Origin of the sequence: Limnobacter sp. SAORIC-690, assembly GCF_002954425.1 — a bacterium.
GTDB lineage: Bacteria > Pseudomonadota > Gammaproteobacteria > Burkholderiales > Burkholderiaceae_B > Limnobacter > Limnobacter profundi.
On the sequence record NZ_MQVZ01000001.1, the window covers coordinates 716220 to 737888 of the forward strand.

Annotated in this window: 19 protein-coding genes; 10 read left to right on the forward strand and 9 right to left on the reverse strand. The window is 54.3% G+C overall.

Going from position 1 to position 21669, the window contains the following annotated elements:
• Positions 1-4 precede the first annotated feature (4 nt).
• Genes BSZ31_RS03390 through BSZ31_RS03400 form a run of 3 tightly spaced genes read left to right on the forward strand, consistent with a single transcriptional unit; the run spans position 5 to position 4531 of the window.
• Positions 5-1933, forward strand: coding sequence for a sensor histidine kinase (locus BSZ31_RS03390; protein WP_105027562.1), 1929 nt, complete (start codon positions 5-7; stop codon positions 1931-1933).
• Positions 1914-2627 (forward strand): response regulator transcription factor, encoded by a 714-nt coding sequence (locus BSZ31_RS03395; RefSeq protein ID WP_105027563.1) that lies wholly within the window; start codon positions 1914-1916, stop codon positions 2625-2627. The genes BSZ31_RS03390 and BSZ31_RS03395 overlap by 20 nt, the downstream gene beginning before the upstream one ends.
• On the forward strand, positions 2624-4531 hold the full coding sequence (locus BSZ31_RS03400; protein ID WP_105027564.1) for a sensor histidine kinase: 1908 nt from the start codon (positions 2624-2626) through the stop codon (positions 4529-4531). Before BSZ31_RS03395 ends, BSZ31_RS03400 begins: the two co-directional genes overlap by 4 nt.
• A 42-nt stretch (positions 4532-4573) precedes the next feature.
• Here BSZ31_RS03400 and BSZ31_RS03405 read toward each other — a convergent pair whose 3' ends face one another.
• The 6 genes from BSZ31_RS03405 to BSZ31_RS03430 form a co-directional block, all read right to left on the reverse strand.
• Positions 4574-5509, reverse strand: a complete 936-nt coding sequence (locus tag BSZ31_RS03405) for a hydroxymethylglutaryl-CoA lyase (RefSeq protein WP_206018637.1) — start codon at positions 5507-5509, stop codon at positions 4574-4576.
• A gap of 5 nt (positions 5510-5514) precedes the next feature.
• Positions 5515-7569 (reverse strand): biotin carboxylase N-terminal domain-containing protein, encoded by a 2055-nt coding sequence (locus tag BSZ31_RS03410; RefSeq protein ID WP_105027566.1) that lies wholly within the window; start codon positions 7567-7569, stop codon positions 5515-5517.
• A 16-nt stretch (positions 7570-7585) separates the two neighbouring features.
• The gene (locus tag BSZ31_RS03415) at positions 7586-8383 is read right to left on the reverse strand and encodes an enoyl-CoA hydratase-related protein (RefSeq protein ID WP_105027567.1); all 798 of its coding nucleotides are present in this window, start codon (positions 8381-8383) and stop codon (positions 7586-7588) included.
• A 32-nt stretch (positions 8384-8415) separates the two neighbouring features.
• The gene (locus tag BSZ31_RS03420) at positions 8416-10026 is read right to left on the reverse strand and encodes a carboxyl transferase domain-containing protein (protein WP_105027568.1); all 1611 of its coding nucleotides are present in this window, start codon (positions 10024-10026) and stop codon (positions 8416-8418) included.
• Between the two features lie 2 nt (positions 10027-10028).
• On the reverse strand, positions 10029-10637 hold the full coding sequence (locus BSZ31_RS03425; RefSeq protein ID WP_105027569.1) for a 2-hydroxychromene-2-carboxylate isomerase: 609 nt from the start codon (positions 10635-10637) through the stop codon (positions 10029-10031).
• 81 nt (positions 10638-10718) lie between these two features.
• Entirely contained in the window at positions 10719-11324 is a 606-nt protein-coding gene (locus BSZ31_RS03430; protein ID WP_146106577.1) for an exopolysaccharide biosynthesis protein, read from the reverse strand.
• Between the two features lie 220 nt (positions 11325-11544).
• Between BSZ31_RS03430 and BSZ31_RS03435 the strand changes: the two genes are divergently transcribed.
• From BSZ31_RS03435 to BSZ31_RS03445, 3 genes are read left to right on the forward strand one after another with little or no spacing between them, the layout of a single operon-like run.
• A complete protein-coding gene (locus BSZ31_RS03435; RefSeq protein WP_105027571.1) occupies positions 11545-12030 on the forward strand; it encodes a hypothetical protein in 486 nt (161 codons plus the stop codon).
• A gap of 30 nt (positions 12031-12060) precedes the next feature.
• Entirely contained in the window at positions 12061-12624 is a 564-nt protein-coding gene (locus BSZ31_RS03440) for a D-Ala-D-Ala carboxypeptidase family metallohydrolase (protein WP_105027572.1), read from the forward strand.
• Positions 12621-13223, forward strand: a complete 603-nt coding sequence (locus BSZ31_RS03445) for a hypothetical protein (RefSeq protein ID WP_105027573.1) — start codon at positions 12621-12623, stop codon at positions 13221-13223. Before BSZ31_RS03440 ends, BSZ31_RS03445 begins: the two co-directional genes overlap by 4 nt.
• Before the next feature lie 40 nt (positions 13224-13263).
• Here BSZ31_RS03445 and BSZ31_RS03450 read toward each other — a convergent pair whose 3' ends face one another.
• Positions 13264-14775, reverse strand: a complete 1512-nt coding sequence (locus tag BSZ31_RS03450; RefSeq protein WP_105027574.1) for an NAD(P)/FAD-dependent oxidoreductase — start codon at positions 14773-14775, stop codon at positions 13264-13266.
• Positions 14776-14907: 132 nt separating this feature from the next.
• Between BSZ31_RS03450 and BSZ31_RS03455 the strand changes: the two genes are divergently transcribed.
• The gene (locus BSZ31_RS03455) at positions 14908-15438 is read left to right on the forward strand and encodes a nitroreductase family protein (protein ID WP_206018538.1); all 531 of its coding nucleotides are present in this window, start codon (positions 14908-14910) and stop codon (positions 15436-15438) included.
• Positions 15419-15631, forward strand: a complete 213-nt coding sequence (locus BSZ31_RS17010) for a nitroreductase family protein (RefSeq protein ID WP_240605633.1) — start codon at positions 15419-15421, stop codon at positions 15629-15631. Before BSZ31_RS03455 ends, BSZ31_RS17010 begins: the two co-directional genes overlap by 20 nt.
• A gap of 521 nt (positions 15632-16152) precedes the next feature.
• On the opposite strand, the gene aceK is transcribed toward BSZ31_RS17010, so the two are convergent.
• Positions 16153-17982 carry a bifunctional isocitrate dehydrogenase kinase/phosphatase gene (gene aceK, locus BSZ31_RS03460; RefSeq protein WP_206018540.1) on the reverse strand — a complete coding sequence of 610 codons (1830 nt, stop codon included), beginning with the start codon at positions 17980-17982 and terminating at the stop codon, positions 16153-16155.
• Between the two features lie 121 nt (positions 17983-18103).
• Between aceK and BSZ31_RS03465 the strand changes: the two genes are divergently transcribed.
• Positions 18104-19324, forward strand: coding sequence for a S9 family peptidase (locus BSZ31_RS03465; protein WP_240605634.1), 1221 nt, complete (start codon positions 18104-18106; stop codon positions 19322-19324).
• A gap of 4 nt (positions 19325-19328) precedes the next feature.
• On the opposite strand, the gene BSZ31_RS03470 is transcribed toward BSZ31_RS03465, so the two are convergent.
• Entirely contained in the window at positions 19329-20510 is a 1182-nt protein-coding gene (locus BSZ31_RS03470) for an isovaleryl-CoA dehydrogenase (RefSeq protein ID WP_105027575.1), read from the reverse strand.
• A gap of 95 nt (positions 20511-20605) precedes the next feature.
• Between BSZ31_RS03470 and BSZ31_RS03475 the strand changes: the two genes are divergently transcribed.
• Positions 20606-21628 (forward strand): MBL fold metallo-hydrolase, encoded by a 1023-nt coding sequence (locus BSZ31_RS03475; protein ID WP_105027576.1) that lies wholly within the window; start codon positions 20606-20608, stop codon positions 21626-21628.
• Positions 21629-21669: the final 41 nt, after the last annotated feature.

The window sequence follows — 21669 nt, forward strand, 5'->3', positions numbered from 1 at the left end:
AACAATGCCAGGTGCCCAACTGAAGCCCGCGTCAAGCTGGGCAAGACGACTTGGCCTGTTTTATGTATTGGCCGTGTGTATCGCATTAAGCGGTGCTGCCCTGCTTTTTTACGAAATCGCCAAAGCCACCCCCTCAGATCCAGGCGCCATTGAATTAGGTATGGCGCGCTTTGCGGCCCACACTGATTACCAAACCGAGCCGCCTGCGCACCTGGCAGCAGCCACGGTGGTGCTATTGCCCCACCGAATCGACGACAAGTTGCGTGGTCCCGGCGGTTTTTACTGGTATGAACTTGACTTCACTGTGCTGCCCGACAGCCGCCTCGAAGCGCTGTACATTCCACGCTTTGCCATGAATGCCGAGGTATACCTGAATGGCGAGCGCATAGGCTATTTTGGCCCCATGACAGGCGAATATGCAGAGCGCAACTGGAATCGTCCCCAAATCTTGAACCTGAGTGCCCGGGTTTTGCAGCCTGGCAAAAATACACTGGCCATTCAAGTGCGAGCCTTTCCCGACTATTTGGCGGGCTTGTCTTCAATTTGGCTGGGCTCGGATGAAAACCTGCGCGAGGCCTACCGTTCTCGTTACGAGGTGCAGGTGACCTCGGTTTACCTGAGCACAGCCTTTGTGTTGGGCGCAGGCATTGTATTGACCATTCTGATTGGCATGGGCAAAACACGCAGCGGCCTGTTGATGTTGCTGGCTGCCACCTGTTTTTTGTGGGGCATTCGAAACCTGGCATTTTTGACCACAGTTCCACCCGTTGAACATGGGCTGTGGATACAAATTACCCAAGGTGGTTTGCTGGTGTTTGCCAGTGCGGTGGTGCTGCTGATTCTGCTGTATTGCCGTGTTCCCAAACACAGGCTTGAATGGAAAATATGGGGCGCCTACACAGCAAGCTTTCCGGTGCTGCTGATGATCAATGAAAACTGGGCACTGCGCCTGGTGGGCTACTACGGCATTCTTGGCTTGTGCATGTACAGCTGGAATGTGTTGCAACTGATGCGCTATGGCAACAGCAAGCAGTCGCTAGCACCGCACGCCTTCGGATTCGGCTTGCTGTGTTACATGGCCTTGAGTGTGTCTGATCTGCTTTTTCTCGCAGGCATTTTGCCCTTCGACGGTTATTTTTTGAACCAGTACATGGGCATTGCCATGTTTCTGGCCATGAGCTACTTTTTGATCGACCGCTACAGCGGTTTGCTGGCTGAGTCGGATCGTTTCAATGAAACACTTCAGAATCGCCTGATGGAGCGGGAGGCCGAACTGGCAGCGCAATACCAGCGCTTGCAAAAAATTGATGAAGACAAGGTGAAAATGGCAGAGCGCCAACGTTTGATGGCCGACATGCACGATGGCTTGGGAGCCCACTTGGTGGCCGCAATTCACCACCTTCAATCCTCCAACTTCAATCGCAAGAACACATTGAACTTGCTTGAATCGGGCTTGCGGGATTTGCAGCTGACCATCGACTCGCTCGAACCGATTGAACAGGACCTGACTACCTTGCTGGGCGCATTCCGTTACCGAATTGCTGACAACATGCGCAGTGCAGGCATTCGGCTGCATTGGGTGATTGATGAAGACATACCCCCCATTCCCTACCTGGATGCACGCAACTGCCTGCATGTTCTGCGCATTGTTCAGGAAATTTTCACCAACATTTTGAAACACGCCAACGCCAGCGAAGTAAGCCTGCATGTTTCAAGGGGACCAAAATATGTGGGTGTTCATATTCAAGACAACGGCGTAGGATTTGTACTGGAAAGAAGCCAGCACGGCAGGGGTTTGAAAAACCTGAAACAACGTGCGAGCGCTTTGGGGGGCAGCATCGATATTCACGCTGAGGCTGGGCAAGCACCCGTTTTCTGCTCAAATTACCTTTGGACACCTAAACTGGCAAATCATGAACGCGCGAGATCTTGATCACATTGAAGCCAAGCCAGTCGGCGTGATCTTGGTCGAGGATGAACCCGCCACGCAAGACCACCTGACCCGCGTAATTGACTCCTCCCCTCACATGACATTGCTGGGCGTGGCCAGCACCGTTCAAGACGCCTACTCCCTGTTGTTCATGACCAACCCGAAAGTTGCGCTGATCGATTTGGGTTTACCCGATTCATCAGGCATTGAGGTGATTGAGTGGCTTAGCAAACACAAACCCGAAACAGAGTGCCTGGTGATTACTGCATTTGGTGATGAAGACCACGTGGTGAGAAGCCTGGAGGCCGGCGCAAGCGGCTACCTGCTGAAAGACTATTCCAACGAAGAATTGATTGAACACATTCTGGAAGTGGCCAACGGCGGTTCGCCCATTAGCCCATTGATTGCACGCCAGTTGCTGTCAAAAATGCAAATGCCGCGCCCTGTCGATGCCGATTGTGCTCAAAACAAGGCCGATCAAGATGAATCGCAAAAAGCATGCAGCATTACCGACCGGGAATTGAAGGTGATTCAACAAGTGGCCCGTGGTTTTACAGCGCAGGAAATTGCAGCGCAAATGGGTATTTCAACCCACACAGTGGCGACTCACGTGAAGCGCATTTACAAAAAACTGCACGTGCACAGCAGGTCTGAAGCGGTGTATGAAGCCACCCTTCTGGGGCTGCTTGACCTTTGAGCCTGACTCCCGCTGACCGCCTTTTTATTGGGCGTTTCCTGCTTCTTTTTGTGGCGACACTGGTTGTGGCGTTGTTGGGTACATTCAAAGCCCCACTGCCCGCCCTGGGTGACAAGAATTCACACCAGCAAGCCTATTTGTTTCAGCAGGCCAAGGTACTTTTCTCCAATGACCCCACCTTGAGCGCCGGTGATGTGTTGTCGCTGAACGCAAAAAAAACCGTGGTACTTCCCGATTCCTGGGACACGACACAACCTTCATTTGAAGGCCAGGGCTGGTATCAAATCGATTTTCGCCTGGACCCCGACAAACCGGTACCCAACGCGGTGTTCGTGCCAAAGGCCATCATGAATGCCCATGCGTATTTGAACGGTCACTGGATTGGCGGACTGGGCTCCCTGGAAGGCAACATTACCCGACACTGGAATTACCCCTACCTGTTCCAGTTTTCGCCCGACCTGCTTGCCCCCGGTAACAACACCTTGCTGATTCAGGTGGCGGGTTACAAAAACTACCGAAGTGGACTGGGAAGGGTGTGGCTGGGGTCCAACAGCGCACTTGAACCCATGTATGAATCGTCGTACCGCTGGCAAGTGACCGGGTCGATGCTGGCCACCCTGGTGGCATTTGCCAGTGGTGTGTTGTTGCTGTTGTTTGCACGGGTATTTCGGGAACAGGAAGGGTTCTTTTTCTTCAGCCTTGCCGTGATCGTTTTTGCGGTTCGCAACACTGGCTATTTCATGGACTGGATTCCCCTGCCCCACGCGCAGTGGGGCCAGTTGGTCCACAGCCTGCATGCGTGGTTCGCCTGCCTGTATGGGTTGTTCCTGATCCGCTACATGAACCTGGGCTGGACCTGGATTCCGAAGGGCCTGCTGGCTTATGCAGTGGCAGTGTCGCTAATCACCTTTGTGGCGGGCAGCGAACAAATCCTGAATTTCACATTCTGGCTGCTGTTACCGGTAATTCCGGTGGTGTTTGCGCTCAACGTGCTGCTGCTGAGCCATTCCTGGCGTACGCGCAACTTTGAAGGCGCCATACTGGGTTGCAGTTCGCTGTTGTTTGTTTTGCTCAGCATTCGTGATTTGGCCACCATGCTGAACCTGCTGCCGATTGAATCCATTCTGCTTTCGCAGTACACCGGCATTTTGTTGTTTGTGTCGGCTTGCTGGGTTATTTTCAGGCGCTATCGCGCCTTGTTGCAAGAACTGAAAACGTCCAACGATTCGCTGAACTCCGAGTTGGCGATTCGCGAACAGCAGCTGTTTCGCCAATTCAATTTGCTGCGCAAAATTGAGCAGCAACGTGCCCAGGACGATGAACGACGACGCATTATGCAAGACATTCACGATGGGGTGGGTTCCAGTTTGGTATCGGCCCTGAACCTGAGCGAAACCAAGCCCTTGAGCCAGGATGAAATGCGCGATGTGTTGCAGGAATGCCTGGACGATTTGCGCATGGCGATTGATTCACTCGACCCACAAAGCGACGACCTGCTGGCGCTGTTGGGTAATTTCCGGTGGCGCTATGAACGCCGCTTGAAAGCCAGCGGTGTAACGCTATTATGGAGTGTGGCTGACATTCCAAAACTGGAGGGCTACAGCTCTCGCGACCTGTTCGATTTACTGCGAATTGTTCAGGAAATTTTTGCCAATAGCCTCAAACATGCCAAAGCCAGCAAGATTGAACTGAGTGTGCGATGGGATGAAGCCAATAACAAAGTTCTGCTGAGCATCAGCGATAACGGCGTAGGCATGCCCCAGAACACACTGGGGCGCGGACGTGGTTTGGCGCACATGAAAATTCGGGCCAAAGCCATTCGAATCGAGCTTTACACTGGGCGCAACAGCCTTGAACAAGGTGTGGCAGTGTTCATGGCCATTCCTAGAATTCGTAGAAAATAAGCAGGGCAATTAGATGATTCTGGGGGTCACTTCCCCGAGCATTCAAGCACTTGTTTCCGCATTCAATTTATTCCACACCGCACGGCCAGCACGGCTGGTGTAAGGTTTGCCAATGCTGCCTGAAATCCAGGCGCCAGTTTGCACCAGTTTGGTCAAGTTCAGGCCGGTTTCAATGCCCATGCCCTGCAACAGGTAAACCACATCTTCGGTGGCCACGTTGCCAGTTGCCCCTTTGGCATAAGGGCAACCGCCAAGGCCGGCAATCGAGCTGTGGAAGGTAGACACACCCAACTGCAAGGCGGCCAGAATATTGGCCAGAGCTTGCCCATAGGTGTCGTGAAAGTGACCTGCCACATTGTTCAAACCCACGCTGTAACCCACCGCCTCGAACACATGGCTAACCCTCAGCGCGGTACCCACACCAATGGTATCGGCCACATCAAATTCTTGCACACCGATGTCGCGTAGACGCAAGGCCACCTCTGCAGCACTTTGCACCGGCACCTCACCTTGGTAGGGGCAACCCAGCGCACATGAAATGGAGCCGCGCAGGTGAATATTGTGGGCTTGGGCCAATGCGGCCACAGGTTTAAAGCGCTCAATGCTTTCTGCAATGGTGCAATTGATATTTTTTTGCGTGAATGCTTCCGAGGCAGCTGTGAACACGACTGCCTCTTGCACGCCTGCTTCAATCGCAGCTTCCATGCCCTTGAGGTTGGGCACCAGGGCCGAGTAGGACACTGCACGATCCTGTATGTCGGGAAGGGCTCGAAGGCCAGCCAATACATCCGCGCCATCGGCCATTTGCGGCACCCACTTGGGCGACACAAACGCTGCAGCCTCCAGCCTGTGAATACCCGCTTCGATCAACTGCTTGCACAGTTCCACCTTGATGGCGGTTGAAATGGGCGTTTTCTCGTTCTGAAGGCCATCGCGTGGGCCAACCTCAACCAGAGTCACCTGCGAAGGAAGTTTGATCATGCTCATTTTGCCGTGTCGTCTTCTGAAAAATGAATCAGCTCAGTGCCCTCAGTCACCTGGTCACCCACCGGGTGCGGAATGGCCTGCACCACACCATCGCAGGGCGAATTCAAGGTGTGTTCCATTTTCATGGCCTCCAGGCCAATCAAAGGCTGACCTTTTTTCACCCTGTCACCCACTTTTACGAACACGGCGAACACCTTGCCAGGCATGGGCGCGGCCACACCGTGGGCGTCATGCCCCTGGTCGGCGCGAATGTGGGCCGGGTTTTGCCATTGCAGATTGGTTTGCTCTGCACCCACATGCACGTGCAGGTTGTCGCCATGCCAAATCAAATCAAATGTGCTGCCAGCATGGGGGCCATTCTCAACAAACCCTTTCAAACGCGGCAAGCCACTGCGGTTATCTTGCTCGCTCAGAGCAAGTTGCAAAGCCGAGCCAGCACATTGAATATGGGCTTTCTGCCCACGCACCGACACATGTGTGTGCGTGGCCACAGCAATGTCGCGGTTCAACCAGCGGTCTTCCCGCAAGGGGGGCGAGCTGGAGTAAAAACCATCCAGCATGGCGAGCGGGTCTCTCGTGCTGCTTGCATGCGCATGCTGGTGCAACGCCCAAGGTGCGAGGCCCGCCAAGGCGTGCAGCGTGTGCGTATCGATGGGGTTATTCACAACGACTGCTCCCATGGTCATCCGGTCAATCAACCCGGTGTCGTAACCACCTGCTGCAAATTCCGGGTGCAGGCACAAACTGCGCAACCAGGCCAGGTTGTTTTTTACGCCGACACAACGCAGCTGTGCCAATGCGTCAGCCAGTTTTTTTAATGCAGCATCGCGAGTGGGTGCCCAGGTAATCAGTTTGCCCACCATGGGGTCGTAATATGGCGACACGGCCAAGCCAGAGCGCATGGAGGAATCCAATCGAATACCAGCCGTTCGGCCTGCGTGCGTACCGGTGCGAAACTCGATTGCATCGGGCGCTTCCCACAATTCAACTGTACCAATGGCAGGCAAAAACCCCTGCTCCGGGTTTTCGGCATACAGGCGCGCTTCAAACGCATGGCCGTCAATGTGAATGGTTTCCTGGGTCGCAGGCAAAGGCAAACCTGCCGCAATTTCAATTTGCCATTGGACCAGGTCGAACCCGGTGATCATTTCAGTCACCGGGTGCTCCACCTGCAAGCGGGTGTTCATTTCCATGAAATAGAACTCGCCGCGCGCATCCAGCAAAAACTCAACCGTGCCAGCACCCACATAACTTACGGCCTTGGCCACTTGCACCGCTGTTCGCCCAAAGGCTTCACGCTGTTGCTCGGTGAGCCCGAATGCGGGCGCTTCCTCAATCACTTTTTGGTGGCGGCGCTGTGCCGAGCAATCGCGTTCGAACAGATGCACTACATTGCCGTGGGTGTCGGCAAACACCTGCACTTCCACATGGCGAGGTTGGATGATCTGTTTTTCAAGCATCACCGTGGCGTCGCCAAATGCGTTTTTTGCCTCGCGCTGGCAACTTTCAAGTGCGGCTTGCAAGTCGCCTGCACTGCTGACAATTCGAATGCCCTTGCCACCACCGCCGGCCACCGCCTTGATCATCAGTGGAAAACCGATTCGGTCAGCTTCAGCCTGCAAGGTAGCGAGCGATTGGTCTGCGCCAAAGTAACCAGGAATGAGCGGTACACCCGCTGGTTGCACGCAGGCCTTGGCCTCGCTTTTGCTGCCCATGATGCGAATGGCTTGCACACCGGGGCCAATGAAGGTGATGTGTGCGTCGGCACAAGCCTGCGCGAAGGCGGCATTCTCGGACAGAAAACCGTAGCCAGGGTGAATGGCCTGCGCACCGGTTTGCCGGGCTGCTGCAATCACTTTGTCGATATTCAGGTAGCTTTGCGCAGCCTCGGGCTCGCCAAGGCACACCGCTTCATTGCATTCCTGCACATGCAGGGCCTGCGCGTCAGCTGTGGAATACACCGCCACGGTTTGAATACCCATGGCTTGCGCGGTGCGGTTAATTCGGCGGGCTATTTCGCCACGGTTGGCAATCAGTATTTTGGTGAACATTGTGTGAATAACCTTTTTAGCCAACCCACTTCGGTTTGCGTTTTTCCATGAAAGCCATCATGCCTTCGGCAGCTTCGGCACTGCCGCGCACTTCAGCTAGTCGTGCAGCCACATCGGCGTGTGTTTCATCGGCGGTGATGTCCATGCGTGACACATCGCGAACGAGTTTTTTGCACGCCGCCATGGCATCGGGGGCGCAACTGTCCAGCTCGGCAAGAATCGATTCCAGCTTCGCATCCAGTGTGTCGGGCGTGGTCAGTTCATGCACCATGCCCAACTCGTACGCTTTCTCAGCCGTGAATGTTTCGCCAGTGATGAAATAGCGGCGCGCAGCCTGCACACCCATGGCTTGAACCACATAGGGGCTGATGGTGGCGGGTATCAAACCACGCTTGACTTCCGGCAAGCTGAATTTCACATTGTTGCTGGCCACAATAATGTCGCTGGCACTGACCAGGCCAGTGGCACCTGCCAGGCACAAGCCGTGCACACGCGCCACCACGGGCTTGGGGCATTCGGCAATGCCGCGAAACAGGCTGGTAAGTGTGATGCCGCTGGTTTTGTTGCTGGCCGCCTGCTGCGCCATTTGCATCATGTAGCTTAAGTCGGCGCCAGAACAAAATGCATCCCCATTTGCAGCCAGCACAATCGCGCGTGTGTCAGGGTCATTGCCCAAACGCTGGAAAGCCTCGACCAGCATGGCAATCATTTCGCCGTTCATGGCGTTTTTAATGTGCGGGCGGTTCAGCGTCAGCCACACGGATTTTCCCTTGCGGGTTTCAATCACGGGTTTTTCATTCGACTGTTCTGTCATTGCGGTGTCTCCGTTTTTATTGTTGTACGCATTTACATTCTGTAGACGCCGAACTTCGTATCCGGAATGTCGGCATTCAAGCTGGCTGAAATGGCCATGCCCAGAATACGGCGGGTATCCACCGGGTCAATCAAGCCATCGTCCCAGAGCCTTGCTGTGGCGTAATAGGGTTGGCTCTGTTCATCGAACTGCTTTAGCGTGGGTGCCTTGAATTCGGCTTCTTCTTCCTTGCTCCAGGTGCCGCCTTTGGCCTCAATCTGGTTTCGCTTCACGGTGGCCAACACGCCAGCAGCCTGTTCGCCACCCATTACACTGATTCGCGCATTGGGCCACATCCACATAAAGCGCGGGCTGTACGCACGACCGCACATGCCGTAGTTGCCTGCACCAAAGGAGCCACCGATCACCACTGTGAATTTGGGTACCTTGGCGCAGGCCACTGCCATGACCATTTTTGCACCATGGCGTGCAATGCCTTCGTTTTCTACTTTCTTGCCCACCATGAAACCGGTGATGTTTTGCAAAAACACCAAGGGGATCTTGCGTTGGCAACACAGCTCAATGAAGTGAGCGCCTTTCTGGGCTGACTCGGAAAACAAAATGCCGTTGTTGGCCACAATGCCGACCGGCATGCCATACAGGCGCGCAAATCCACACACCAGCGTATTGCCAAAGCGGGCTTTGAATTCATCGAATTCGCTGCCATCAACCAAGCGGGCAATGATGTCGCGCACATCGAACGGTTTTTTTGCATCCACTGGCACAATGCCGTAAATTTCTTCGGCGCTGTACAGGGGCTCTTTGGATTCGGCCAAAACCCATGGGTAGCGTTTCTCGGGTCGTCCCAAATTGGCCACAATGCGGCGGGCAATTTCGAGTGCATGTTGGTCGTTTTCAGCCAAATGATCGGCCACACCAGAAAGGCGTGTGTGCACGTCGGCACCACCCAGTTCTTCAGCGCTCACAATTTCGCCCGTGGCGGCTTGCACCAAGGGTGGGCCACCCAGAAAAATAGTGGCCTGGTTTTTCACGATAATGGCTTCATCGCTCATGGCGGGCACATAAGCACCACCGGCAGTACAGCTGCCCATGACCACCGCGATTTGCGCAATGCCCTGCGCGCTCATATTGGCTTGGTTAAAAAATATTCGTCCGAAGTGATCGCGGTCAGGGAATACTTCGTCTTGATTCGGCAAATTGGCCCCACCGGAATCGACCAGGTAAATACAGGGCAAATTATTTTCGGCTGCCACTTCTTGTGCGCGCAGGTGTTTCTTCACGCTCAAGGGGTAATAGGTGCCGCCTTTCACCGTGGCGTCGTTGCAAACAATCATGCAATCGACACCGCTAACGCGGCCAATGCCCGCAATGGCTCCCGCGCCAGGTGCAGCGCCGCCGTACATGCTCCATGCAGCCAAGGGTGCCAGTTCCAGAAACGGAGAGCCGGGGTCGAGCAAACCAGCCACACGTTCGCGGGGCAGCAGCTTGCCACGCGCTGTGTGGCGTTCGTTGGCCACTTTGCCACCGCCTTGTGCCACCACTGCCAGGTTGGCCTTTAACTCGTCGACCAGTTTTTTAAGCGCTGCTGAATTGGCCGCAAAGTCGGGGCGGCTTTTGACATTGTTGGAATCAAGAACGGCCATGTTCAGAAAGGCCCCTGCACAACCCAGCGACGCAATTGTTCCATGCGGTCCTGGCCCCAGAAGGCTTCACCATCCACCACAAAGTACGGTGCACCAAACATGCCGGCGTCGATGGATTCCTGCACCGCGTTTTTCATTTGCTCCTTCACCGCATCTGTTTGGGCGCCGGCAATCAGCGCTGCACCATCCAGTCCGATGGAATCGGCCACCGCCTGCACGGTTGAATCTTCGGTAATGTCCTGCCCATCCACAAAATAGGCTTTGTAGAGGGCACGGGTCAGTGCGCCAGCCTTTTCAGGCTGGGTGTTCAGCACCTGCAAAATGGCACGTGAGCCAGTGGTGGCATTGATGGGGAATTTTTTGGGCCAATTGATTTTCAAACCATGAAAGCGCGCAGTGCGTGCAAAGTCTTTTGCGGAGTACTTGCCCTTGGCCGGGTTCATCATGGGCGCGGTGTTGCCGGTGCTTTTGAATACGAAGCCCAACAGGGTCGGCTTGTAATTCACACTGCGGTTACCTTCGGCAGCAATTTCCTCGATTTGCTCGGCGGCCACATAGCTGTAGGGGCTGGTCAGGTCGAAATAGAAATCAATCGTTTGTTTGGTAGTCATGGTGCTATTTGGCTCCAGATTGGGGTGTTTCTGTGATTCTATCGAACTTAAGGGATACTTCGCGGTGTGGCTTGCGCCTTGTCAGGAAAAAAGCCAACCCAGCCATTGGCTGGCCCATGGTTGCTTTGAAACCCACACAAACACAGCATAGCCACCCCACCACAACAGCACCACCAGCAAAGCCGCCAGCACCGTGAACACGTAGCCCGCCAGCACCAGCCTTCCATCGCGCACCCGTAAACCAAAGGTGATGCACACCATGGCCGCAGCCGGCAGCACATTGTCGAATGAGGCAAAAGGCACAGGTGCGGCCATGCACAAGCCCGCGAACGACAAGACCAAGCCATTCACCGGGCGCATGCGCGGATGACTCATGATGAACAGGCGCGGTTTGCTGTGCGGCGCAACCCGGCGGATAAATACCCCCAAAAACCTTTTAAGCACCTGGGCCGCATTCGGTGGCAAACGCTTTTCACCAATTTTTCTGGGAATGGGCACACCAAACCCCAAGGCGTACCCCACGCCCAGCAAAAAAGTAAGGTATCCAAGGCTTGTGGCCACCCCCGGAATGCCAAAAGGCAGTAACAAGGGCAAAGCAGCCAAGCCGATCCACGTAAGCTGTTGCTTGGGACTACGGCCGATGGCATCAGCCACGGTGGCCTGCGCCATATTGTCAGCAAACAGCACGACACGCCGCCATGCATAGGGCAGTTCTTCGAGCTGTCTGTCTTGATCGATCGGGTTGGACAAAATTGATAAATAGGGTGATTGGCCAGGTATCTTAGGCGATATTGCGCTTACCCATGGACTGGTATACCTATTTCGAGCGAAGGGTAAGCCCGATAGACAACATCATCACCTAAGTATCACTCTAGATGATGAAAACGTATTCATCACAGGGGTCTTCATGTTCAAACACACTTGCCTGTTAATTGCCTTGGGTATTGGCGCTGCGCCTATCCAACCCGCCTTCGCAGAACGCTTTGCCGAAGTGCCCCGCCCGATTGATTACTTTGTAAACGGCGAGGAAATCCTCGCGGTGAATACACTTCGCGACGACATTCGCGCCCAAGGCAATTTCCCTTTGGCAAAAGCATTGCTGACTATCGGCCGAGACGATCTGCTGGGCTTGAACCGTCGCCTGGACAGCTTTGACACAGGTACCCTGGAAACTCCCTTGGGCGGCGAATTCGAGGTGGACAAGGAACAGGTGGCGCAATTTCTCACTGCGCGTGCGCAGCGGGCCAGCCGCGGTTTGAATGGCGGATTTGACACACCATTGGGCGGCAATTTCAGCGATGGCAATATGGAACAGGCGGTTCAGTTTCGCAGTGAGCGCGCAGTGCGTGGTGCTCGTGGTTTGAATCGGCTTGGGTACCGAAGTGGGTTTTAAACGAGGGGATCATCACTTCTGAGTGGCTTTTTGCAGTTGGGGCCTGCACTGATACTCTTTCGTGCTTCCCAGCAAACGCAAGTAAATATTCCAATGAAAAACTTTTGCGATGGCAAATTGCCAAATTGTATTTCGGCTCACTTCAATCTTGAAGAACTCACCAAGACGAATACCGGTGTGTTCAACACTCCGAAAGATCCGAAAGTAATAAGCAACTTGCGCAGGGCAGCAGAGAACATACTAGAACCCGTGCGAAAACACTTCAACCGTAGAGTGATTATCCACAGCGCATACAGAAGCCCAGCAGTTAACAGAGCTGTGGGTGGTTCGAATAATTCACAACACTCCAAAGGTGAGGCGGTTGACTTTCGCGTAGAGGGCCACACTGTTCATGAGGTCGCGAATTGGATCAAGGAAAATTTGAGCTTTGACCAGTTGATTCTCGAACATTATTTACCTGATTCGCCCCAATCCGGCTGGGTGCATTGCTCGTACTCATTCAACAATCGCGGTAGCGTATTGACCAAGTTCAAGGGGTCGCAAATTTACCATCCAGGTATTTTGCTTGCACCACCTCAAAGGGCGGCGAAATGAAAGCACGCTTAATCTCAACGCTGACTACGACTCTGGCGATATGCGCATGCTCCGTCGATACAACTGGAACACAAACTTCTTTTGTTTATGAAAATTTCGTCGGTGAAGGTCGCCCGGAATACGTGGCGATCGGAAACCAGATTGAACTGCGAGTCGCCCCCAACAAGGACTCGGCCATTTCCAACAACGCGATGATTCAAAAAGAAGGGGCACTTTCCTTTGAGAATTCAATTACCCGTACTTTGAACGCAGGACAAATTGAAGTCATTAGCAGCCAATCCGTGCAGGTCAGAGAGTTTGGTGAAATCAAGGAATTGCCCTCGGACCGGTATTACGAGGAATCAATAACATGGGTTGAAAAAAAAATCAGTGCTAGCGACAAACCCAGATTACTGATGTGGATTGCAGAGGGGCACTGCCTTGTAGCGATAGGACAAACCGTCAACGAACTCAAGGAGTGCCCTACAGAATCAAGTGTCGGCTGGAGATTAGTGAATCAACCAGCGACTGAAAGCTGGATTGAAGTGAATATCAACGATTCAAAGGGGTGGGTGAAGGTCGACGGCCAGCAGATCAAAGAGGTATCCCGAATCTTTTAATAGGGAAACGTCTTTATCTCGCTGACCGTCAAGCCGGAAATCAAGCCGCCTGCTTGGCCTGTGACTTACGACCTGAAGATTTTTTGCCTGTTACTGCGCCCGCTTTTGCAAACTCCAACACGCCATCTTCAATCTTGCCTTTTTTCAACACCGGGCGATCGGCCAGGTAGTTGTTCACCACAGTCCAAGGTGCAGCCGGACCCTGCTTGGGCAGGCGATCTGCGGCACGTTTCATGTAGCCGGCTTCCAGGTCAAACATGGGGGTGTCATCGGCCTCAACGCCTTCGGCGTTGGGCACCACACGGTTATAACCATGCTTGTCCATGTGATTCAGCACGCGGCACACAAATTCGGCCGCCAAATCCGCCTTCAAGGTCCAAGAAGCATTGGTGTAACCGAACACCATCGCGAAGTTGGGAATGCTGCTCATCATCACCCCCTTGTAGCTCATCACTTCGCCCACGTTCACGGGCTTGCCATCCACGTGTGCAGTCAGGCCACCCAGAATTTGCAGGTCAAGGCCGGTGGCAGTGATGATGATGTCGGCCTCAAGAACCTGACCACTTTTCAGCTTGATGCCATTGCTGACAAAGGTATCAATGTGGTCAGTCACAATGTCGGCTTTGCCTTTCTTCAGCACCTTGAACAAATCACCGTCGGGCACCACGCACAGGCGCTGATCCCAAGGGTTGTAACTGGGGGTGAAGTGCTTCATGTCGAAGGTTTTTCCCATGCGCGCACGGGTTGCCCCCAGCAGCAAACGCTTGATCGCCTGTGGGCGTTCTTTGCTCAACTTAAAGATCAGGCGTTGCAAACCAATGTTGCGGGCACGGCCGATGTTGTACACCCAGGTGTCGGGCATGAATTTTTTCAGCACCACGGAAACTGGGTCCACTGACGGGATGGAGGCAATGTAAGTGGGCGAACGCTGCAACATGGTCACATGGCTTGCTGTGTCGGCCATGGCTGGCACCAGGGTAATCGCGGTTGCACCACTGCCAATGACCACCACGCGCTTGCCGGAGTAGTCCAGGTTTTCAGGCCACTGCTGTGGGTGCACCACAGTACCTTTGAAGTTCTTGATACCCGGAAATTCGGGGCTGTAGCCCTTGTCGTAATTGTAGTAACCGGTGCAACCCAGCAAGAAGTTGCTGGTAAACACCTGCTTCTCGCCAGTTTCCTCGATGATGCCTTCCACGGTCCACTGGTTGGCTTCTGAATCCCAATTGGCAGCAGTTACCTTCAAACCAAACTGGATATCCTTGATTACATCGTGTTCTTTGGCGGCTTCGGTCACATACTCGCGAATTTCCTGGCCATTGGCCAAAACCTTCTCGCCCTTCCAGGGCTTGAAGCTGTAACCCAGGGTGAACATGTCGGAATCAGACCGGATACCGGGGTAGCGGAACAAGTCCCAAGTGCCTCCAATCGCTTTGCGACGCTCCAGAATTTTGATGCTTTTGCCTTTGCAGTTCTGCTTGATGTGGCATGCTGCACCAATGCCAGACAGACCGGCGCCGATAATCAGTACGTCTACGTGTGGATTGTTCATTGTTTTGTCCCCGTGGTTTGACCGTTCATGTGACTTTTTATATTGTCAGTTGAGAGAATAGTGGCGAGCCGGGTCTGTTGGCTAGTAAGAAATACTCTAAACTGGGCCAACTATTACACAGAGCAAGGAAAAATGGAATTTCTTGACACATTGAAACAGCGCCACAGTGTGCGTGCTTTTGACCCCAAACCCGTGCCCGAAGAGGTGCTTGAACGCCTACTTTCACAGGCTGCACTGTCACCGAGTTGGTCCAATACGCACCCTTACCGAATCGCCCTGGCCACTGGCGACGTGCTGGAAAGTTTGCGCACCGAGCTGTATTCAAGATTTCAAGAGACCATCAAATTGCAACGCGGCGGCAAGCTGGCGCAAATCAAAGGGCTGTTGACCCGCAGCAAAGGCATTCCCGATGGCGATGTAAAACCTGTGGTGAACTACCCCAAGGATTTGCAGGCTCGCCGGGTGGAGTGTGGCAAAGGCTTGTACGGTGTATTGGGTGTAGCCCGAAACGACTTGAAAGCCCGCGACCAGGCCATGGCCGAAAACTTCCGCATGTTTGGCCCCCGCGGCTGCATTTGTGTTTGTTCACGAGGGCGTGGGTATTTACAGTGCGCTGGACGCCGGCATTTTTCTGCAAAGCCTGATGTTGGCAGCCACGAATGAAGGTTTGGGCACTTGTGCCCAAGGTGCACTGGGCCTGTTCCGCTCGCCTTTGGATAAGCACTTCGACATTCCGAAGCAATACAACTTGCTGTGCGGCGTGGCCATTGGCTATGAACTGGATGTTCCGGTGAACAAGTTTCAGCCCGAGAAAATTGCGGCGAGTGAATTGATGCTGCCCAAGCGCAGGGCGTAAATGCGCGCTGTTTAACAGCTCAATCGGCTTGGGTTCCGATCTCTAGCCTGCCGGTTAGCTGCCCGATCGGCTTGGGTTTCAATCTCTCGCCAGAAAACCTGTATTCCCCTTGCTGAGCCTTGCGATGCCTGAGAGCGACCCTCCTAAACTGCGGGTCGGGTTCGTTCTCTGTCGCCCATGCTGGGCAACACCGGCCCTGCTCGGCACACAAGGGCAGGTTTTCTTGAAGCGAGGCGATCGAAACACCGCCGCCGATTGGGGAGCTGAACTTGCAATGGGTCGCACGATGACCAGTCAGAAAACTTGCCGGCTTGGCGCGCCGAGGCCAACGATCGCGCTATAGCGCGAAAGCAAAGACCCGACCGTTACTTTTGGAGGGCTTGGCTTAGTGCAGGCTCAAGCAAACAAGCCGAAATGCCAAGTTTTCGGGCAGCGGTGACCCTTCAAGTTTAGCTCCCAAGTCACCGACCCAGAGCGACACAAGCAACCCCTGCCGAGTTGGCAATAAACCGCAAGGCAGCTCACTGCTTTTTGATAAACCGGTTGGTAAACCGCACTGCCTCGGAATACGGGAAGATATCCTCAATGTGCCCCTGGGTAATGCGGTCTTTGCGCTCCTGCCAAAATTCATATTCCAGCAAATCCCGGTGCTTACTCAAAAACGCTTTGCGCACCCGGCGGTCACCCAGCAAAAAATGCCCGAACTCTTCCGGGAATACGTCTTTCGGGCCCACCGTGTACCAAGGCTCAGACGACATTTCCGCCTCGGGGTTGGGTGCATCCGGAATGCGCCGGAAATTGGAGTCGGTCATGTACTCAATTTCGTCGTAATCGTAAAACACCACTCGGCCCAAGCGGGTCACGCCAAAGTTCTTGAACAGCATGTCGCCCGGAAAAATATTCGCAGCCGCCAGTTGTTTGATCGCATTGCCATACTCCGTAATGCCGTGTTCCACTTCAGCGTCAGTGCCCTGTTGCAAGTAAATATTCAAAGGCGTCATGCGCCGTTCAATGTACACATGCTTGATCACCACTGTGTCATCTTCAAAGCTCAGCGAGCTTTCGCAGGTGTCCTTCAAATGCTCGATCAATTCTTCTGAAAAGCGGTTCAGTGGCAAACCCACATGGCTGTATTCCCAGGTGTCAGCCATGCGACCAACGCGATCGTGCTCTTTCACCAACTGGTACTTACGCATCACGCCGGCGCGGTCTATTTCCTTGCTGGGTGCAATTTTGTCTTTGATCAGCTTGAACACATAAGGGTAAGAAGGCAGCGTGAACACCGCCATCACCAAGCCCTTGATACCGGGCGCCACGATGAACTCATCGTGCGAATGTTTCAGATGATGCAAGAAGTCGCGGTAAAACAAAGTTTTGCCCTGCTTGTGCAAGCCCAGCATGGTGTACATCTCGGCCTTGGGCTTGTTCGGCAACAGCGTGCGCAGAAACTGCACATAGGCGCCAGGCGTTTCCATGTCCACCAAGAAATAGGCGCGCGTGAAACTGAACAGCGTGGCGATTTGCTGCACATTGAACAGCACTGTGTCGATGTACAACTTGCCGGAGGAATCGCGAAGAATTGGAATGGCAAACGGTTGCGGCATGTTGGCATTAATAAACTTGCCAATGATGTATGCGCCCTTGTTGCGGAAGAACAAACTGGATAGCACTTGAATTTGGCAATCCGGATCGACCTTGATGGGCCGTGGCATCACCTGCCGTGCAGCATGCACCACGTAACGCAGATCACGCTCCAAATCCACAAATTCAGCGTTCAGCGAGAAATCACGAATCAATCGCTTCAATGTTTTGCGCAGACCACCACTTTTCGGGTTCGCCGGGTAATAACTGCGATACGAGGGTGGATCGCTTTCCACATAATCGGTGCTAACCGCGGGGCGCACAAACAAAAACCGGTTGTGGTAGTAATCGCGATGCAAAATCTTGGTCACGGCGGAATTGAAAAAGGTCTCCGCCAACTCAGGCTGCTTGTGGTCAACCAGGTAGGTCACAAAACGGGTCTTGATCTTGGCCCACACCGATTCGCTCATCAACAGCGAACCATAATTGCGCCGCAGTAAATCCACCGCCTCTTTCACACGTTCATCGTAAAAATCAATACGGTCGCGGGCCAGTTGCTGGATCAAATGCCAATCGCCTTCCTCAAACAGCTTTTTGGTTTGCTGGGCGCAATAGCGAAACAAGCGGTAGTGTTTGTCGAAGCCCGCCAGAATGTCGCTGGCCACTTTTTTGGACAGCTCGCGCTCCTCCTCCTCACTCAGGTGGCTGGTTTCGCTGAGTTCACCAAAATCCTCTTCCAGGGTTTTCAGGTCCAAAGGCACGCTGCTCATAAGCTGGCTTCACTCCATATGATGAACCACCGATTCTACGAGATCCCATTCCCGTTTGCCCAAGAAAATCCAAAACCTGCGCGAACTTAGTATCATGGACGAATTGAATCAGGAAGTTGTCATGCCAAGTCGTTTTAAGTTGCTCTACCTGTTGTGCTTACCCTTGCTGGCCTGGGCCTGCAACGGAGAAAACAATTCCGGCTCCGCATCCCGCAATGCCATTCAATCCTCAGAGGCCTTTGGCTGGCCTGCTTCGGTTCAAGGTGAAAATCCCCCTGAAAGCCCCTTGCCTTCCGATGATGTGCTGTTTCAACTGGGCATGGTCAGCGACATGTTGCCGCGCCAACAACTGGCCGGTGTGGTCGACCCCATCGCTTTGGGCTACACGCTGAGCGACATCACCGACCCCGCTTTGCTGGAATTTCAAATTCGCGCCATGGCCGCACAACTGAACGATGGCTCCCGAATTGACCAGGTCTTCCACTGGTACGGCCACCCCGAGAACAACAAGTCGGTTGCACTGGTTCCTGTTGAATTTCAAAACCGATATGGCACCCGCCTGCACGGCGAAATCGTGCTCCCCAAGCGGGGGCAAACCCAAGCCACTTCGCAACAATTCCCTGTGATTTTGGCGCTGGAAGGCCTGAATACCAACACCGCCATGTATCGCTGGTGGCATCAGCTTTTTGCCGATGCGGGATATCTGGTATTTGCATTTGATTTTTCCGGCCAGGGCCGCTCGGCTGACGAGGTACAAGGCGACCCAGGCAACAACATTGAAGAAGCGCAAGACGCGCTCACCTACCTGCTCAACAACAGCCCCGCGCGCGAGTTTATCGACCCGGCCCGAATAGGTGTGATCGGCCACAGCATGGGCGCAATTGCCACCATGGGCTTGCAGGCAGTAGAGCCAAGATTGAAAGCCGCTGTGGCTGCCGCGCCCATTAGTGAAATTCAATCGGTGTTTGACAAAAACCCGATCCCCGTGATGATACAAACCGGTGACCACGATGGCCCCATTGCGCCAATCGTCGCAGTGAACCCGGCGGTGGTGCGCCCGGTGTATGACAAATTGACCAGCGACCGCGCCTTCATTGTGGCCGATGCCGCCAGCCATGCACAGCACACCAACTACCCGCTGCTGCCCACCTCCACATGGGGGCGGGAAATTGCTGCCCAGTACTCACTGGCCTGGATGAATTTTCACCTGCTGGGCAACACTGAGGCACTGAGAGTGCTGCAAACTGCGCACCCCAGGCTGAGCTACTTGTGGGAAAGTGAAGTAGTGATTGGGCAGGACAAACGGGTGTTCAAATCCGCCGGACCTGCCCTGCCACAGTAGGGTATTACATAGTTTCAGCGAACAATTCCCGGCCAATCAGCATGCGGCGAATTTCGCTGGTGCCCGCGCCAATTTCATAGAGCTTGGCATCGCGCCACAAACGGCCACAGGGGTACTCGTTGATGTAGCCGTTGCCGCCCAGAATCTGAATCGACTCGCCCGCCATCCAGGTGGCTTTCTCGGCCGAGAACAAAATGGCGCCGGCGCAATCCTTGCGCAGCTTGCGCACTGTTTCTGGCGTGGCCTTGTCGCAAGCCTTGCCCACTTGGTACACATAGGCACGGGTGGCCATCATGACTGAATACATGTCGGCCAACTTGCCCTGAATCAGCTGAAATTCGCCAATGCTTTGGCCAAATTGTTTGCGGTCGTGCACATAAGGCACCACCACATCCATGGCTGCCGCCATGATGCCCAGGGGCCCACCGCTGAGTACTGCGCGCTCAAAGTCCAGACCACTCATGAGTACATTCACACCGCGGCCCACCTTGCCCAACACATGGGTTTCGGGCACTTCGCAATCCTCGAACACCAACTCGCCGGTGTGGCTACCGCGCATGCCCAGCTTGTCCAGCTTCTGCGCAATGGAAAAACCCTTGAATCCTTTTTCAATCAAAAAGGCGGTAATACCATGGGGGCCTGCAGCCAGGTCTGTTTTGGCATACACCACCAACACATCCGCGTCGGGGCCATTGGTAATCCACATTTTGTTGCCGTTCAGCACATACTTGTCGCCTTTCTTGTCGGCACGCAATTGCATGCTGACCACGTCTGAGCCCGCACCGGGTTCGCTCATGGCCAACGCACCAATGTGCTCGCCAGAAATGAGCTTCGGTAAAAAGGTTTTACGCTGCCAGTCATTGCCGTTGCGGCGAATCTGGTTCACGCACAGGTTGGAATGGGCGCCGTAGCTCAGCGCCACCGAGGCGCTGGCCCGCGAAATCTCTTCCATTGCCACAATGTGGGCCAAATATCCCATGCCACTGCCGCCCAACTCTTCCTCAACGGTTAGCCCCAACAGGCCCATATCGCCCATTTTTCGCCACAAATGCATGGGAAATTGGTCCGTTTTATCCATTTCGGCGGCCAGCGGAGCAATTTCTGCCTGGGCAAAAGTTTGTACAGCATCGCGCAGGGCGTCGACGTCCTCTCCAAGATCAAACTGAAGTCCTGGCAAATTCAACATATCAAAGTCTCCGCAGAAGTTATGCTTTTTCGAAATGATGCCCTACAATCAGCCCCTTCACCCACACAAATGACTGAAAAGTCACCAGAAAACACATGGGAATTGAACGTTTGTTTGAACCGCCCGTTCTGGGCCAGCCCACCCCGGTCGCCCCTGGCGTTTTGTGGCTGCGTTTGCCACTGCCTTTCGCGCTCGACCACATCAATGTGTGGCTGATCGAAGAAGAAAACCAGTACACTCTGGTGGACTGCGGCGCGGGCCTACCCGATGTGGCCGCCATGTGGGAAGAAATCGAACAAACCCTGTTTGTGCGCAAACCCTTGGGCCGCATTATCGTGACCCACGCTCACCCCGACCACATCGGCATGGCCGGCCCACTGGCCCGCCGCCACGGCGTGCAGGTGCACATGTCCACGGGCGAGTACTTCATGGCGCGCGGCCTGTGCGCCAACCTGCCGGGCTTTGATGCCAACACGCTGGCCGCCTTCATGGGTAGCCACGGCCTGGTGAACGAGAAAAAAGCCGATGAAACCCTGGAAGCGCGAGGTGGCATGTTTTCGCGCCTTGTGCCGGAACCCCCACTGAACTACCGACGCATTCAGCACGGGGATGAAATCGAGATTGGGGGTCATCTGTGGCAATGCCATGCGGGTTTCGGTCACAGCCCCGAACACATCAGCCTGGTGTGCAAAAGCCTGGATTTGATGATCAGCGGGGACATGCTCTTGCCCACCATCTCCACCAATGTCAGCGTGTATGGCATTGAGCCCGAAGGCAACCCGCTGCTGTTGTTTTTACAATCCGTACAGCGCATGGCGCAACTGCCCAACAGCCTCACCGTGCTTCCCTCTCATGGCGTTCCCTTCAAAGGCGTGCACGACCGGTGCGCCCAATTGCTGCGCCACCACGATCACCGGCTCAATGAACTGCTGGAAGCCATCCAGGAAAAGCCCTTGACCGCCCGCCAGGCCATTGCCGTGTTGTTCAGGCGCGAGATGGACGGCCACCAGATGAGCTTTGCCATGGGTGAGGCCGTCGCTCACCTGCACTACCTGTGGTACAAAGGTTTGGTGAAACGTTTGGCCATTGAAGGTGTGTGGACGTTTCAGGCAGTTTAGACGCCAGCCGGCCCTTTAAATTTGTACAAACGACCCCATTT

Bases quoted from the DNA above. Each gene is read 5' to 3' on its own strand.
- BSZ31_RS03390 (WP_105027562.1), top strand. From the start codon at position 5: ATGCCAGGTGCCCAACTGAAGCCCGCGTCAAGCTGGGCAAGACGACTT.
- BSZ31_RS03395 (WP_105027563.1), top strand. From the start codon at position 1,914: ATGAACGCGCGAGATCTTGATCACATTGAAGCCAAGCCAGTCGGCGTG.
- BSZ31_RS03410 (WP_105027566.1), bottom strand. From the start codon at position 7,569: ATGTTCACCAAAATACTGATTGCCAACCGTGGCGAAATAGCCCGCCGA.
- BSZ31_RS03415 (WP_105027567.1), bottom strand. From the start codon at position 8,383: ATGACAGAACAGTCGAATGAAAAACCCGTGATTGAAACCCGCAAGGGA.
- BSZ31_RS03420 (WP_105027568.1), bottom strand. From the start codon at position 10,026: ATGGCCGTTCTTGATTCCAACAATGTCAAAAGCCGCCCCGACTTTGCG.
- BSZ31_RS03425 (WP_105027569.1), bottom strand. From the start codon at position 10,637: ATGACTACCAAACAAACGATTGATTTCTATTTCGACCTGACCAGCCCC.
- BSZ31_RS03435 (WP_105027571.1), top strand. From the start codon at position 11,545: ATGTTCAAACACACTTGCCTGTTAATTGCCTTGGGTATTGGCGCTGCG.
- BSZ31_RS03445 (WP_105027573.1), top strand. From the start codon at position 12,621: ATGAAAGCACGCTTAATCTCAACGCTGACTACGACTCTGGCGATATGC.
- BSZ31_RS03450 (WP_105027574.1), bottom strand. From the start codon at position 14,775: ATGAACAATCCACACGTAGACGTACTGATTATCGGCGCCGGTCTGTCT.
- BSZ31_RS03455 (WP_206018538.1), top strand. From the start codon at position 14,908: ATGGAATTTCTTGACACATTGAAACAGCGCCACAGTGTGCGTGCTTTT.
- BSZ31_RS17010 (WP_240605633.1), top strand. From the start codon at position 15,419: ATGTTGGCAGCCACGAATGAAGGTTTGGGCACTTGTGCCCAAGGTGCA.
- aceK (WP_206018540.1), bottom strand. From the start codon at position 17,982: ATGAGCAGCGTGCCTTTGGACCTGAAAACCCTGGAAGAGGATTTTGGT.
- BSZ31_RS03465 (WP_240605634.1), top strand. From the start codon at position 18,104: ATGCCAAGTCGTTTTAAGTTGCTCTACCTGTTGTGCTTACCCTTGCTG.
- BSZ31_RS03470 (WP_105027575.1), bottom strand. From the start codon at position 20,510: ATGTTGAATTTGCCAGGACTTCAGTTTGATCTTGGAGAGGACGTCGAC.
- BSZ31_RS03475 (WP_105027576.1), top strand. From the start codon at position 20,606: ATGGGAATTGAACGTTTGTTTGAACCGCCCGTTCTGGGCCAGCCCACC.